The sequence below is a fragment of the Sphingopyxis sp. genome (genome assembly GCF_016793825.1).
Classification (GTDB): domain Bacteria; phylum Pseudomonadota; class Alphaproteobacteria; order Sphingomonadales; family Sphingomonadaceae; genus Sphingopyxis.
The window spans coordinates 180,782-194,437 of sequence record NZ_JAEULM010000044.1; the positions used below are offsets into that span (position 1 = coordinate 180,782).

Genomic DNA, 13,656 nt, shown 5'->3' on the forward strand with positions numbered 1-13,656 from the left:
CTATGTCCCTGTATGCTCAGGCGCTATAACAACGCGTGCCGCTCTCCGATCGCCGCAGCTCCGGCGGCGCCTGAAGCTTGTAATGTGCGATCATCGCATCGGGAAGGCAGAAGCGGCCACGGTCGATCGGCGCCTTCCACTGGACGTACCAATAATCCTTGTCGGTCTGCTCGATCACCGCGACCCAGCGCCCGCCCTCGACCCAGCGAACCGCGTGGGCGCCGATCTGCTTGAACTTGCTCGCCCGCCACTTCGGGTCGAGATTATCGCTCCAGCCATAGCGCCGCTCGATAACGCCGCGATGGATGACGATGTCGGCACCAAGACAGATGTCGGCTTCCCCGTTGGTGTCGGGTGGGCAGTACCAGTCCCCATTGGGGTAGCCGCGCCCGATATCGATGAGCGCGAGCATCACCGGCCCTGAAGCGCCCTGTGGCGTCAGCCGGAAGGCCGGCGCATTGCCGCCTGCCGTCAAACCAGCGAGCAGCGCCACCGCAACCAGGCTGCGGAGCGCCGCTCGCGGCATCAAAGTTCGGGGCCGCCCTCGGTCACCGTCCAGGTTTGGCCCTTCTTGAGCAGGCTCTGGAGATCGGCAGTCTTTCCTTCGCTCGCCGCCTTGTTCTGGCGGACGACATCGGCTTCGAAGGTCGGGCGCGGATCGTCGTAAAGGACGCCCAGTGCCATCGGGAAGGCACCAAAGCGCATCTCGACAAGCATATGGGCGACGCTTCGATTGGTGACGTCGTGAACAATCACGCCTGCGGCCTGCCAGTCGCCGTCCACGACATCGACCGTCTTCAGCGTCAGTGCGTCGCTATCGAGCGCGATCCCCCTGGTCCCCTTTGCGAATAGCATCGGTTCGCCATGCTTCAGCCACAACTGACGGTCTTCGGCGCCTTTGGGCGCGGCAAAATCCTCGAACACATCCTTGTTATAGACGATGCAGTTCTGGAAAATTTCGATGAACGCCGCGCCCTTGTGGGCGTGCGCCGCCTTCAGCACGTTCGGCAGTTCTTTCGACACATCGAAACCGCGCGCGACAAACCGCGCGCCGGCACCGAGCGCGAAAGCGGCCGGCTGTGCCGGGCGGTCGATCGAGCCATAGGGTGTCGACGGACTGGTCGTACCGACGCGGCTGGTGGGCGAATATTGCCCCTTGGTCAGGCCATAGATCTCATTGTTGAACAGCATGATCTGGCAATCGAGATTGCGACGGATCAGGTGCATCGTATGGTTTCCGCCGATCGACAGCCCATCGCCGTCGCCAGTAATGATCCACACGTCGAGGTTCGGATTGGCGAGCTTCAACCCCGTCGCGAACGCCGGCGCGCGACCGTGGATCGTGTGGAAACCGTAAGTTTCCATATAATAGGGAAAGCGCGACGAGCAGCCGATGCCGCTGATGAACACGGTATTTTCGGGTACGGCGCCAATCTCGGGCAGCGTGCGCTGCACGGCCTTCAGGATCGCATAGTCCCCGCAACCCGGGCACCAGCGGACTTCCTGATCGGTTTCCCAATCCTTGAGCGTCGTCGTGCGCGCAATGGTGGTCATCTCGTTCATGCCAGGGCCCCTTCGATCGCGGCTTCGATTTCAGCGATGGTGAAGGGTTGTCCCGACACTTTGTTCACCGGCTTCGCGTCGACCAGATACTGGTCGCGCAGCACCGTTTTCAACTGCCCGGTGTTCATTTCGGGCACGATCACGGTGTCGAAACTCTTGAGAAGGTCGCCAAGATTGGCGGGCAGCGGCCAGATGTGGCGGATGTGAATGTGGCTGACGTCTTTTCCCTCGGCACGCTTTCGACGGACCGCCTGATGAATAGGTCCAAAGGTCGATCCCCAGCCAACCACCGCCAGCTTCCCACCTTCCGCACCGAGTTCGACAATCTGGTCGGGCACCTTGATTCCGTCGATCTTCTCCTTGCGAAGATCGGTCATCGCCTGATGGTTCGAGGGATTATAGTTGATGTGGCCGGTGTCGATTTCCTTCTCGATCCCGCCAATACGGTGGAGAAGGCCGGGCGTGCCGGGCTTGACCCAGGGGCGCTTCAGATTTTCGTCGCGACCATAAGGCTTGAAACCACCTTCGGGCACCTCGGTCAGGAACTCGACGGGGAACGCCTGATAGCTTGCGAGGTCGGGAACCTTCCACGGTTCGGCGGCATTGGCGATATAGCCGTCGGTCAGCAGCATGACCGGCGTCATATATTGTACCGCGATCCGCACTGCCTCGATCGCGCATTCAAAGGCATCGCCGGGCGACCGTGCCGCCACGACTGGCATCGGCGCGTCGCCGTTCCGCCCATAGACAGCCTGATACAGGTCGGACTGCTCGGTCTTGGTCGGCAGGCCTGTCGAAGGGCCGCCGCGTTGCGAGTTGACGATGACGAGCGGCAGTTCGGTCATGATCGCGAGGCCCATCGCCTCGCCCTTGAGCGCGATGCCCGGACCCGACGAACTGGTGACGCCGAGCGAACCACCATAGCTCGCGCCGATTGCCGAACAGATCGCGGCGATCTCGTCCTCCGCCTGGAAGGTCGTGACATCATATTCCTTGAGTCGCGACAGATGGTGCAGGATCGCCGATGCCGGCGTGATCGGATAGCCGCCGAAGAACATTGGCAGCTTTGCAAGCTGCGTTCCCGCGACAAGGCCGAGCGCAATGCCCTCTGCACCGGTCAGCGTGCGATAAAGCCCGGGATCTGCCGGTGCCGGATCGACATGATGCTGCTTCAACGGGCCCGCGAGTTCGGCCGTCTCGCCATAGGCGTGTCCCGCGTTGAGTGCGGCGACGTTGGCCGCGGCAAGGTTCGGATCCTTCGCGAACTTGCCGTTGAGCCACTCAATCAGTGGAGCGCGATCACGGTCGAACATCCAGAGCGACAGCCCCAGCGTCCACATGTTCTTGCAGCGCAGCGCTTCCTTGTTGCCGAGGCCGAATGGCTTGACCGCGTCCATCGTAAGCTGGCTGATGTTCAGTTTCAAAAGCTGCCATTTTGCGAGGCTGCCGTCGTCTAGGGGGTTCGCGTCATATTTCGCCTTGGCGAGGTTCCGATCGTTGAATTCGCCTTCGTCGGCGATGATGAGGCCGCCCTGCTTGAGCTGCGGCACGTTGGTCTTGAGGGCGGCGGGGTTCATGGCGACGAGCACATCGGGCGCATCGCCCGCCGTATCGATCGCCGATGACCCGAAATTGATCTGGAAGGCCGAAACGCCGAACAGCGTACCCTGCGGCGCGCGAATTTCAGCGGGAAAATCGGGGAAGGTCGCAAAGTCGTTACCAGCCAGCGCCGACGAAAGTGTGAACTGACCACCGGTCAGCTGCATCCCATCGCCGCTATCGCCTGCAAATCGAACCACCACTGCGTCGGAAAGGGGGGACTGCCGCTTGTCGGCCCGGTCCTCTACCGCTGTCGCCATTTTATCTGTCTGCCTTCGTGATTTTGCGAACCTATGGCATGGGCCTAGGCCCCTGAGGCGCGCGCCGCAATTCAGAAAAAATTGTGTACCACAAAGTCCAGGCGTGCAGTCGGTTTCATTTCGCGATTGAATTTGGACCGCCGATGCCGAATAGAAAGCTTCACAAAACAGACAAGGGACCGACAGGATGACCGACGGCACAACCCATTATACCCGCCCGGACGTGGCCGCCTTTCTTGCCTTCCTCAACGCGCAGGAAGGCCCCAGGATGGATGAGATGGCCCCCGAGGCGGGCCGCGAGATGATGCGAGTCATGGGCCAGCTTGCGGACGTGCCCCGCGGCGAGATCGCGTCGGTCGAGAATCGCACCATTCCTGGCCCGGCGGGGGACATCCCCATCCGGATCTATGATGCCCGGCCAGACCGTGACCCCGGCCCGGTGATGGTCTTCTATCACGGCGGCGGCTGGGTGATCGGCGATCTCGATACGCACGATCCCTATTGCGCCGAGGCGGCGCGCATCCTCGACATGCCTGTCGTTGCGATCGACTATCGCCTTGCGCCCGAGCACCCGTTTCCCGCCGCCCCGGTCGATTGCGAGGCTGCAACGCGGTGGGTCGCCGACAATTTTCCCTGTACGGGGCTCGTCCTGTCGGGAGACAGCGCCGGCGGCAACCTGACGATCGTGACCGCGCTGGCGCTTCGCGACGAGCCGGCATCCAAGCCCGTCTTTGCGATCCATCCGATCTATCCCGCGGTGACCACGCATGACGACTGGCAAAGCTACCGCGATTTCGGGGAAGGTCGCCTGCTGACGAAGGACGGGATGAAATGGTTCGGCGATCATTATGCAGCCGACCCTGCCGACCGCCGCGCCTCGCCGATCGACTTCCCGGCGGAAGGCCTGCCCCCGACGCTGCTGATCACCGCGGGACTCGATCCGCTGCGCGACCAGGGCCGCGCCTATGCCGCCAAACTGATCGAAGCCGGGGTGCCGACGACCTATCGCGAGGCGACGGGGACGATCCACGGCTATATCTGCCTCTCGCAGGGAATCCCCAGCGCAAAGGACGATATCCGCGGCGCCTTGACGGTGCTGAAGGCGATCGTCGCCGAAGCGGCTGCATGACAAACGAGAATCTTCCCTACCGCCCCTGTGCGGGTGTGATGCTGGCGAATCGCGACGGCCGCATATTTGTCGGCCAAAGGCTCGATTCATCCGCCGACGCCTGGCAGATGCCGCAGGGCGGAATCGATCCCGGTGAAGAGGCGGAAGAGGCCGCGATCCGCGAACTCGGTGAAGAAACCGGCATCCACGGCGGGCTGGTCGAGATCATCGCGCGCAGCAGTACCGAGCATTTCTATGACCTGCCCGATCATCTGATGGGCAAGATGTGGGGCGGCAAATATCGCGGACAGCGGCAGCACTGGTTCCTGATGCGTTTCATGGGCGACGACAGCGACGTCGATATCGAAACGGAGCATCAGGAATTCCGGACATGGCGCTGGGTGGAACTCGACGATCTGGAAAAACTGATCGTGCCATTCAAGCGGCAGCTCTACCGCGCGGTTGTCGAGGAATTTCGTCCGCTCGTCTGATTGCGCAACGCGAGCGCGGTACGGAATATGTCGGCGAACATTGCCGGTGTCAGGCGTCCCGTGTTCGTGTTGTAGCGCGAGCAATGATAGCTATCGATCAATTGTCGCCCATCGGGCAACCGATGCACCGCACCGTGCGCAAAGGGACATGCGGCGAGGCGGACGCCGGCGGCGCGCACCGTCGCATCATGGGCGATCCGCCCAAGCGCGATGATCACCTCGACATTCGGCAGAGCGGCAAGCTGCGTTTCGAAAAAGGGACGACAATTTGCGATTTCGGCCGGGCTCGGCTTGTTCTGCGGTGGCAGGCATTTGACGCTGTTGACGATAATCGCGCCCTCGAGCACCAGACCGTCGTCGATGCGGGCATCATATACGTCGCGACTGAGCCCGAATTCAGCCAGTGTCGCGAACAGCAGATCGCCCGCATAATCGCCGGTAAATGGCCGCCCCGTGCGGTTCGCGCCGTGCTTTCCGGGCGCCAGTCCGGCAAAGGCAAGCCATGCGTTCGGGTCTCCGAAGGTATAGACCGGCGCGTTCCACCAATCGGGATATTCGATCCGGCATTCGCGTCGCAACGCGACCAGCCGAGGACAGCGGGGGCAATCGCGCGGCGGTTCGGTGCCTGGCAGGGGGCTACCAATTTCCATCGCCGTGCGATAGGCGCCGACGCATGATCAGCGCAACGCCCTTGCCGCTTTATGCCATCGGATTGGGGTCGAATCGACGCCATGTTCGTCATGGCGACCCGCGGCAGGTGTTGCTTGCGGCGCTGGCCGCGCTCGAAAGCGACGATATCGAGCCCGTGGACGCCAGCCCCATCATTGCAAGCGAACCACTGGGCCCGTCGCGGCGGCAATATGCCAATGCTGTGGCACTCGTCGCCTCACCGCTCAGCCCTCCCGATATGCTCGATCGCCTGCAGGGCATCGAGGCGGATTTCGGTCGACGCACGGGCCAGCGCTGGAGCGCGCGCACGCTGGACCTCGACATTCTGTTATGGTCGGGCGGCGCCTGGAGCGAAGCCGGCCTCACGATTCCGCATCCGGCGCTGGCCGATCGCGCCTTCGTGCTCGGCCCCCTGCGCGCGATCGCGCCTGATTGGCGCCACCCGTTGACCGCCCGAACGATCCGCCAACTCGCGGCCCGGCTGGTGCGCCCCAAGCCGGTTGACCGGAACGCCGAGGCGCACTAGGGCGGCGGCTCACTTTCGGGTGCCGCACCATCGGCATCGCGATGGGCCCTTAGCTCAGTCGGTAGAGCAACTGACTTTTAATCAGTAGGTCGCTGGTTCGAACCCAGCAGGGCTCACCAAGATTCACCCGTTTCCCGGTCGAAAACGGCCTCAAGCGACGCAGCGTATCGCGAAGCTCCAGAAGAGCGCCTTCTCGGCATATTCGCTCTTGAGGTCGCCGCTCCCCTGATGGCCGCTGTCCATGTCGGTCCGCAGTATCGCCGGATTGCCGCTTGTCGAGCGATACCGGACCTCTGCGACCAGCTTTGCCGGCTCCCAATAAGGCACACGGTCGTCCTTGAGCCCGGCGGTGCAAAGCAACGGCGGATAGGCGGCGGCGCGCACATTCTCGTACGGTGAGATCGATGCGATATAGTCATAGGCCTTTGGATCGGCGAGCGGGTCGCCCCAGTCGGGACGGAACAGCGGGACCAACGGATGGCTGCCGTCACTCATCGTATTGAGCATGTCGACGAAGGGCACCTTCGCGATCACGCCCGCCCAGAGGGTCGGGGCGAGATTCATGCTGGCTCCGACGAGGAGGCCGCCAGCCGACAATCCATAGGAGACGACACGCCCCTTTGCAGCGTAGCCCTCACGCTCGAGATATTCGGTGCAGGCGACGAAATCGGTGAAGCTGTTGCGTTTGTTGAACTTGCGGCCGCCAAGGAACCATTGGCGGCCCTTTTCGGACCCTCCGCGAACGTGGGCGATCGCATAGCGCCATCCCCGGTCGACCAGCGCCAGCGCAGGGATCGAAAATTCGGGATCGCTCGACACGCCATAGGAACCATAGCCATATTGCAAAAGCGGCGATCGGCCGTCCCTTGGCGTGCCGCGCCGCGATAACAAGGTGATCGGAACCATCTCGCCATCCGGTGCAGGCGCGAACAACCGTTCGACCTCATAATTGTCCGAATCGAAGCCGGTGACCGACTCCTGCTGCAAAATCTTTTGCTTTCCGTCCCCCAATCCCACTTCGATCCAGCGCCGCGGCGACTTTGGCGACTGGTGGATAATCAGGACATGCCGCGTGGCATAGCCTTGGTCGGCCGGTATCTCGATGGCGTAGGCCGGATCCTCGAAGGCGACCCGCTGCTCACTTCCGTCCGGTCGCAGGATCGCCACACTGTGCTGCCCGTCAATGCGTTCCAGTCGCACCAAGGCATCGGCGAAGGGATGCATGGCGAGGATCGGTATCCCTGGCCGGTGCGGAACGAGGATGTCGCGGACCGCGAAGCTTTCCGAATCCAGACGAAGCAGCTTCATGTCGAACGCATCATCGGCGTCGGTCGCAGCAATCAGGCTGCCCGCCCATTCGTCGATCTCGTAGCGCACGCCGGGCCGCCGCGGCCAGACGACCGCCGGCGCATCGCCTTCGCTTCCCGCGCGGATCAGGCGGACCTCGGCAGTATCCGGCCCCGACAAGGTCAGCGCAATGAAGCTGTCGGCCGCTGTCCGGCGCACCGCCATGAAGATCGCGGGGTCCTTTTCTTCATAGACCAGCTCGGTCGTCCTGCCGTCAACCGACGTGCGGTAGAGCCGGGTCGGCCGATTGTGCGCATCGCGCCATATCCAGAACACCCATTCCGAAGACGGCGCAAAGACGAGCCCGCCATATCCATAGGCGTCCTTGTCGACGAGCGTTCGGATGGTGCCGTCGCGATTGTCGCGGATGACGATGCGGTGGCGATCGTTCCCGATCACATCCTCGGCCCACACGTACCAGCGATGATCGAGGCTGGGCTGATGTCCGGTGCTGCGGAAATAGGGTTGGCCGGCCGCGCGCTCTGCCTCGTCGACCAGAATTTCAGGTGTGCTGCCCACCCTGCTGCGGCTGTAGACGGCGTGAACCGTGGCGGCAGCGATCCGCGACGAATATATCCAGCCATCTCGTTCGACCGGCGGTGCGGCGACATCGACCGTCGAACGTGCCAGCATCGCTTCGAGCAGTTCGGCGCGCATGCCGTCGAGCGGTTTCAGCACCGCATCGGCATAGGCATTTTCCCCCGTCAGCATCGTGGCAACGGCTTTCGGAAGATTGGTGCGTGTGCGCTCTCCCCCAGCCGGCGCGAACTTCATCCAGCTGTAAAGATCGTCTCGCCGGCGGCCAAGTTGCTCGATTACATGCGAAATGCGGGGGGACACGGGGGGCGTGACCTGCGGCCATCGCGGTTTGGTGGCCATCGCTTTTTGGGCGGCGCGCGCCACGGTACCGGTCGATAATAATGCCATTGCTGCCGCTCCACCCAAAAACCGCCGCCGCGCCTTGTTTGCCAACCTGTCCATAGCCGACCCTTCCATGATGCATCCTCACAGCCGAAGCTTATGGAAACAAGACGCGCTTTCAGCACCGATCAGGCCGCGCAATCCACCTATCGGGCAAATCGGTGCCTGGTATCGGGCCATCCTGCGTTCCGTGCGCCCCCGCGATGGCCCGATAGGATGAGATTATGGCCCAACCCTCGCCGACATGGAGGTACAAGCTGTTAGCGTCGCAATTGGAATTTTCTACCAAAAGGGAGGCGAAAATGTCCTTTGCAACAATCAGGCGTGTCGTATTCAGTGGCATTTCGTTACTTGCCCTTGGGCAAACATCCGCAGTATTCGCGCAAGGCGCGGCGGCTCCGACCGACGACAGCGAGATCGTTGTGACCGCTGCGAAGCGCGAACAGTCGGTCCGCGACGTTTCGGGTTCAGTCTCCGCGGTCAGCGAAGCTACGCTGCAAAAGCTCAATGCTCAAAGCCTGTCCGACTATATCACGCGGGTACCCGGGGTGGTGTTCAACGACTATCAGCCCGGCATATCGGAAGTCGTGATCCGCGGCATCGCATCCTCGACCTATCATGAGGCGAACCAGTCGACGACGGGCTATTATCTCAACGAGCTGCCTCTGGGCGAACCGGGCTTCCCGCTCGTCATTCCCGACGTCGACAGCTTCGATGTTGCGCGCGTCGAGGTCCTGCGCGGGCCGCAGGGCACGCTTTTCGGATCGTCGTCATTGGGCGGGGCGGTCAATTACATCGTCAACGAGGCCGATCCCAGCCGTTTCGATGTGGGGTTCGAGGGCACCGCGGCGACCACAAAGCGCGCCGGCGAACTCAGCTATGCCGTCAAAGGCATGGTCAATGCCCCACTTGTTACCGACAAGCTGGCGGTACGCCTGGTCGCTCTGCAGCGCTTCGATGCGGGATTCCTGAATAGCCCCGGCCTTGGCGACAAGGGCAGCAACGACCTGCGCGTTCGCGGTCTGCGCGGATCGATCGTCTTCACGCCGACCGAGACGACGAAAATCTCAGCACTCAGCATGTATCAGGAATATGACCTCGACGATCAAACCTATGTTTTCATCATTCCGGGGACACGCAACTATACCCGCCCGAACACCGTGCGCGAGTATCAGGACAGCGACTTCCAGATGCACAGCCTGCGGATCGAGCAGGACCTGGGCTTCGCCACGCTGACCGCGGTCGGCAGCTACACCCGCAAGCATGCGAAATCGCGGTTCGACTATGGCCTGGGCGCATTCGATCCCCGCACCGGGACGCCGCTTGTCGGCATCGGCTTTGGCAACTCGAAAACCAAATATGGGGAAATCCGCCTGGCGTCACCCGACGGCGGCCGGTTCCGCTGGTTGCTTGGCGCCAACTATACGAACCTTCGCGGCTTCGGCGACGACAGGCTGCAACTCGACGGAATTGCTGCCTATGTCGATGCAAATCCCGGTGAATTCGGGGGGCAGCCCAGCAGCGTGATCACTCCCGACGATTATACCAACCGATCGACCTATACCAACCGGGTCACGGAAAAGGCATTGTTCGGCGAGATATCCTATGATCTGCTCGACCAGCTCACGCTGACATTGGGCGGCCGCGTCTTCGAATATCGCACGCGACCCCAAGCGACCCAGCTCGCCAACGCGGCACTGATCCCGCCCTTCACCTACGCGCCGGCGGCGGACAAGCAATCGGACTTCATCCCGAAGGTGTCGCTGACCTTCAAGCCGAACAATGATTTCATGATCTATGCGCTCTATTCGGAAGGTTTCCGGGTCGGCGGGATCAACGTCTTCGCACTGCCATATCCTACCCTGCCCCAATCGTTCGGCAGCGATACGACAAAGAACTATGAAATCGGCACGCGCTTCGACCTGATCGACAACAGCCTATCGGTCGATCTGACCGCTTATCATATCGACTGGAGCAATATTCAGGCGCGTCTCTTCACGCCGGATATCCGCGCCTATACCGTCAACGGCGGCGGCGCGAATGTCGATGGCGTGGAGCTCAGCCTGACGTTGCGCCCGACCCGCAATCTCAGCATCTCGTCGAACGTATCGTACAACGACGCCCGCTTGTCTTCGCTGCTTCCTGACAGCTTCGCGCCGGGCGGCGGTTATGCCAAGGGATCGCGTCTGCCCGGTGCATCGGAATGGACGCTCTCGAATTCCATCGACCTCAGCTTCCCCGATTCGAAGCTGAAGCCGCGCTTCAGCCTGTCGCACCGCTATCAGTCGTCGGCTCCGGTCGCCTTTGGCGCAACCTTCGAACGCGGCGACTTCCACCTGATCGATCTTAACGCCTCGATCACGGTCGCGGATCGGGTTGAGGTCGGGGTGTTCGCGAAGAACCTGTTCAATCAATATGGCATCCTCAACGCACCCTTCTCCTTCGCGGGATCGGTTGCGCGGCCGCGGACGGTCGGTGCGACGGTGCGGTTCAGCCTGGATTGAAGAATAGCCGGCGCCGCTTCGAACGGAGCGGCGCCGGACTAGAAGCCCGAAAGAAACGCGGCGACATTGAGTCCGAGGTCGCCGACGGCGTAGCCGCCCTCCATCAGCACCAGCGTCGGCACGCCAAGCGCGGCAATCGCGTCAGCCAGTTCGCTATAATCCTCTCGCTCCAGCGCGAAGCTCGAGATCGGATCGCTGCTGTGCGTATCGGCGCCAAAGGAAACGATCAGAAAACTGGCGCCCCAACCGGCAATCGCGGCCAGCGCTGTATCAAGCGCCGGACGATAGCTGTTCCCGTCCGTTCCGCGCGGCAGCGGCAGGTTGAGATTCGCCCCCTCGCCCGCCCCCTCTCCGCGTTCGTCGGCGTGCCCCCAGTAAAAGGGGTAGTCGGTGCACGGATCGGCGTGGATCGACGCGAAATAGACGTCCGGGTCGGCGTAGAAGATATCCTGCGTCCCGTTGCCGTGATGATAGTCGATATCGAGGATCGCGACCGGCCCGAGGCCCCGCGCCTGTGCGGCACGCGCCGCAATTGCCGCGTTGTTGAGGTAGCAATACCCACCCATATAGTCGCGCCCCGCGTGATGCCCCGGAGGCCGGCACAGCGCGAAGGCGTGCGCATCGCCGCTTGTCGCGAGATGATCGAGCGCTGTCAGTGCCGCCTGCGCCGACCAATAGGCGGATTGCCAGGTTCCAGCCGCGATCGGCGTTCCCGCGTCGTAACTATACGCGCCAAGTTCGGCATCGATCCGCCCGAGCGCCAGCCGCCGGCGGCGCACTACCGGAAAGGTATAGCCGATGGCATCGCCGGAGCGCCCCGCCGCCAGCCAGTCGTGATGCGCGCGTTCCAGAAAGGCGAGATAATCGGCATCGTGCACGGCAAGCAGCGGCGCGGAGCCGAAATCGCGGACCGGCTGCCAGTCGGCAAGGGCAGCGACGATCGCGCGCGGCCGCTCCACATCTTCGGCGAACGGCACCCATTCCCCATTGTGCAGTTCGCGCAGCGGCGCGTGCGCAGTCTGGCGATCGTCGAAAAAGAGCTTCACGGCCTTGCCTGTTCCTCCATCCATGCCGCCAGCATGCGATCGGGGTGCCCCGCAACAATCTCGGCAAAACTGGCCGGACTTTCGTCCTGTCCGAGTTTGAAGCCATGTTCGGCCGTGACGACATGCGCCCGAAAGGCAATGATCTGATCGAGCATCGCCTTATAGCGTGCCCCGACGCGGTCAGTCGACCAGCGATCGCCTTCCATCCTGTCGACCAGCCGCCGGATCGCATCGTCGGTCTCGTGTGCGACGAGCTCGATATCGACGGTAAAGCGGAGAACCGCATAATTCCACGTCGGCGCCCAGTCCGGCTTCGACACGAGCGCCGGCGAAACATAACCGTGCGGTCCGTTGAAAAGGATCAGCCCGCGCGAATCCTCGCGAAAATCGGCGACGAGCGGATTGCGGCGGGCGCAATGACCGAACAGCGCCAGAACCTGACCGTCGGCGCCGGTTTCGGCGAGTAGCGGCAACGGGCTGGAGTGAAAGTTTCGTGAGACGACCCAGGCGAGCGGATGGTCCGCGATGAGCCGCGAGATGTCGGCGGGGTCGCCGGGTTCAAACAACGTCGTCATGATAGATAATCCCCCGGATCCAGGCCGCCTGTTCGTCGAAGGCGCGCGCCGCAAGCGGAGCGATCGATACGGCCTCCAGAAAGCTGTGGGTTGCGCCGCGATAGAGAACCGCGTGCACCGGCACATCGGCGCTTCGTAGCCGATCCGCGAAAGCCGAATTGCAATCGGCCAATATGTCGCATTCGGCGACCGCGAGGAATGCCGGCGGCAGGCCCGAGAGGTTCGCACGGAGCGGAACGACAAGCGGGTCGCCGAACTGATCGGCACTGTCCACATAATCGGCCCAAAACGAGTCCATCTCGTTGCTGTCCAGCGAATAGCGGCCGTCGCCGAAACGCCCATAGCTGGGGGTATGTTCGGGTGCGAAGGCGCCATAGTTCAGCACCATGCCCACCGGCAGCGCTTCGCCGCGCTGGCGGCGCAGCAAACAGGTCGCGACCGAGAGGTTCGCGCCCGCCGAATCGCCGCCGATCAGGATGTGCCCGGCGTCGAGATCGAGCGCCTCCGCATGCGCCGCGATCCAGTCGATCGCCGCCGAACATTCCTCCAGCGCGACCGGAAACTTGCTTTCGGGTGCCCGACTGTAATCGATACCGATCACCGCGATTCCTGCACGCGCGGCATATTCGCGCATCATCCGGTCATGCGTGTCGATGCTGAACAGCACCCAGCCGCCGCCATGGATGTACAGCATCACGGGCAGCTTTTTGTCCGCTGTCGGGCGATGGAGACGAAGGCGGATGCCTGCCATGTCCAGATCGACGCTCTCGGCCATGATCGGGCCGCCTTCGCGCCACGGCTGCCGTACCCGCTCGGCCACCAGCCGGCGCTCCGCGAGCCCCGCATCGGCGGGAGCCCCGTGCGCCGCGTAGGCGGCGCCGATGGCATCGACGAAGCGTCGGATATCGGCATCCACCATATCGTCCTGGTCGGCGCTCAAGCCATTGGGCATATGGTATTTCTCTCTCCGGTTTGTCTCAGGCCATCTGATAGCCCCTGCGTCAACGTCCCTATCGTCCATTTGGGCCAATCACCATGTCATGCAGG

12 protein-coding genes and 1 tRNA gene are annotated in these 13,656 nt (G+C 62.7%); 5 read left to right on the top strand and 8 right to left on the bottom strand.

All coding sequences use genetic code 11. The annotated features are described in order from the left end of the window. Positions 1–16 precede the first annotated feature (16 nt). From JNM03_RS13805 to JNM03_RS13815, 3 genes are read right to left on the bottom strand one after another with little or no spacing between them, the layout of a single operon-like run. Positions 17–529: a hypothetical protein gene (locus tag JNM03_RS13805; RefSeq protein ID WP_294037422.1), complete on the bottom strand. Its 513-nt coding sequence runs from the start codon at positions 527–529 to the stop codon at positions 17–19. After that, positions 526–1,563: a 2-oxoacid:ferredoxin oxidoreductase subunit beta gene (locus JNM03_RS13810; protein ID WP_294037423.1), complete on the bottom strand. Its 1,038-nt coding sequence runs from the start codon at positions 1,561–1,563 to the stop codon at positions 526–528. Before JNM03_RS13810 ends, JNM03_RS13805 begins: the two co-directional genes overlap by 4 nt. Continuing rightward, positions 1,560–3,422, bottom strand: coding sequence for a 2-oxoacid:acceptor oxidoreductase subunit alpha (locus tag JNM03_RS13815; protein WP_294037424.1), 1,863 nt, complete (start codon positions 3,420–3,422; stop codon positions 1,560–1,562). Before JNM03_RS13815 ends, JNM03_RS13810 begins: the two co-directional genes overlap by 4 nt. Positions 3,423–3,609: 187 nt before the next feature. Between JNM03_RS13815 and JNM03_RS13820 the strand changes: the two genes are divergently transcribed. Together JNM03_RS13820 and JNM03_RS13825 are read left to right on the top strand one after the other, a co-directional pair. Then, positions 3,610–4,551 (top strand): alpha/beta hydrolase, encoded by a 942-nt coding sequence (locus tag JNM03_RS13820; protein WP_294037426.1) that lies wholly within the window; start codon positions 3,610–3,612, stop codon positions 4,549–4,551. Next, positions 4,548–5,021, top strand: coding sequence for an RNA pyrophosphohydrolase (locus JNM03_RS13825; protein WP_294037428.1), 474 nt, complete (start codon positions 4,548–4,550; stop codon positions 5,019–5,021). Before JNM03_RS13820 ends, JNM03_RS13825 begins: the two co-directional genes overlap by 4 nt. Here JNM03_RS13825 and JNM03_RS13830 read toward each other — a convergent pair. After that, positions 4,982–5,671 carry a uracil-DNA glycosylase gene (locus JNM03_RS13830; RefSeq protein WP_294037430.1) on the bottom strand — a complete coding sequence of 230 codons (690 nt, stop codon included), beginning with the start codon at positions 5,669–5,671 and terminating at the stop codon, positions 4,982–4,984. The two genes, JNM03_RS13825 and JNM03_RS13830, sit on opposite strands and share 40 nt — an antisense overlap. 23 nt (positions 5,672–5,694) lie before the next feature. Here JNM03_RS13830 and folK point away from each other — a divergent pair, with 23 nt between their 5' ends. After that, positions 5,695–6,216 carry a 2-amino-4-hydroxy-6-hydroxymethyldihydropteridine diphosphokinase gene (folK, locus tag JNM03_RS13835; RefSeq protein WP_294037432.1) on the top strand — a complete coding sequence of 174 codons (522 nt, stop codon included), beginning with the start codon at positions 5,695–5,697 and terminating at the stop codon, positions 6,214–6,216. Between the two features lie 43 nt (positions 6,217–6,259). Further along, a tRNA-Lys gene (locus JNM03_RS13840) sits at positions 6,260–6,335 on the top strand. Positions 6,336–6,366: 31 nt separating this feature from the next. On the opposite strand, the gene JNM03_RS13845 is transcribed toward JNM03_RS13840, so the two are convergent. Then, the gene (locus JNM03_RS13845) at positions 6,367–8,490 is read right to left on the bottom strand and encodes a prolyl oligopeptidase family serine peptidase (protein ID WP_294037433.1); all 2,124 of its coding nucleotides are present in this window, start codon (positions 8,488–8,490) and stop codon (positions 6,367–6,369) included. 416 nt (positions 8,491–8,906) lie between these two features. On the opposite strand from JNM03_RS13845, the gene JNM03_RS13850 reads away from it, so the two are divergent. Continuing rightward, on the top strand, positions 8,907–10,988 hold the full coding sequence (locus tag JNM03_RS13850; RefSeq protein WP_294037435.1) for a TonB-dependent receptor: 2,082 nt from the start codon (positions 8,907–8,909) through the stop codon (positions 10,986–10,988). A gap of 38 nt (positions 10,989–11,026) precedes the next feature. Here JNM03_RS13850 and JNM03_RS13855 read toward each other — a convergent pair whose 3' ends face one another. From JNM03_RS13855 to JNM03_RS13865, 3 genes are read right to left on the bottom strand one after another with little or no spacing between them, the layout of a single operon-like run. Continuing rightward, positions 11,027–12,034, bottom strand: a complete 1,008-nt coding sequence (locus JNM03_RS13855; RefSeq protein ID WP_294037436.1) for a histone deacetylase family protein — start codon at positions 12,032–12,034, stop codon at positions 11,027–11,029. After that, positions 12,031–12,609 carry an FMN-binding negative transcriptional regulator gene (locus JNM03_RS13860; protein ID WP_294037437.1) on the bottom strand — a complete coding sequence of 193 codons (579 nt, stop codon included), beginning with the start codon at positions 12,607–12,609 and terminating at the stop codon, positions 12,031–12,033. Before JNM03_RS13860 ends, JNM03_RS13855 begins: the two co-directional genes overlap by 4 nt. Next, positions 12,593–13,549, bottom strand: coding sequence for an alpha/beta hydrolase (locus tag JNM03_RS13865; RefSeq protein ID WP_294037438.1), 957 nt, complete (start codon positions 13,547–13,549; stop codon positions 12,593–12,595). Before JNM03_RS13865 ends, JNM03_RS13860 begins: the two co-directional genes overlap by 17 nt. Positions 13,550–13,656 lie beyond the last annotated feature (107 nt).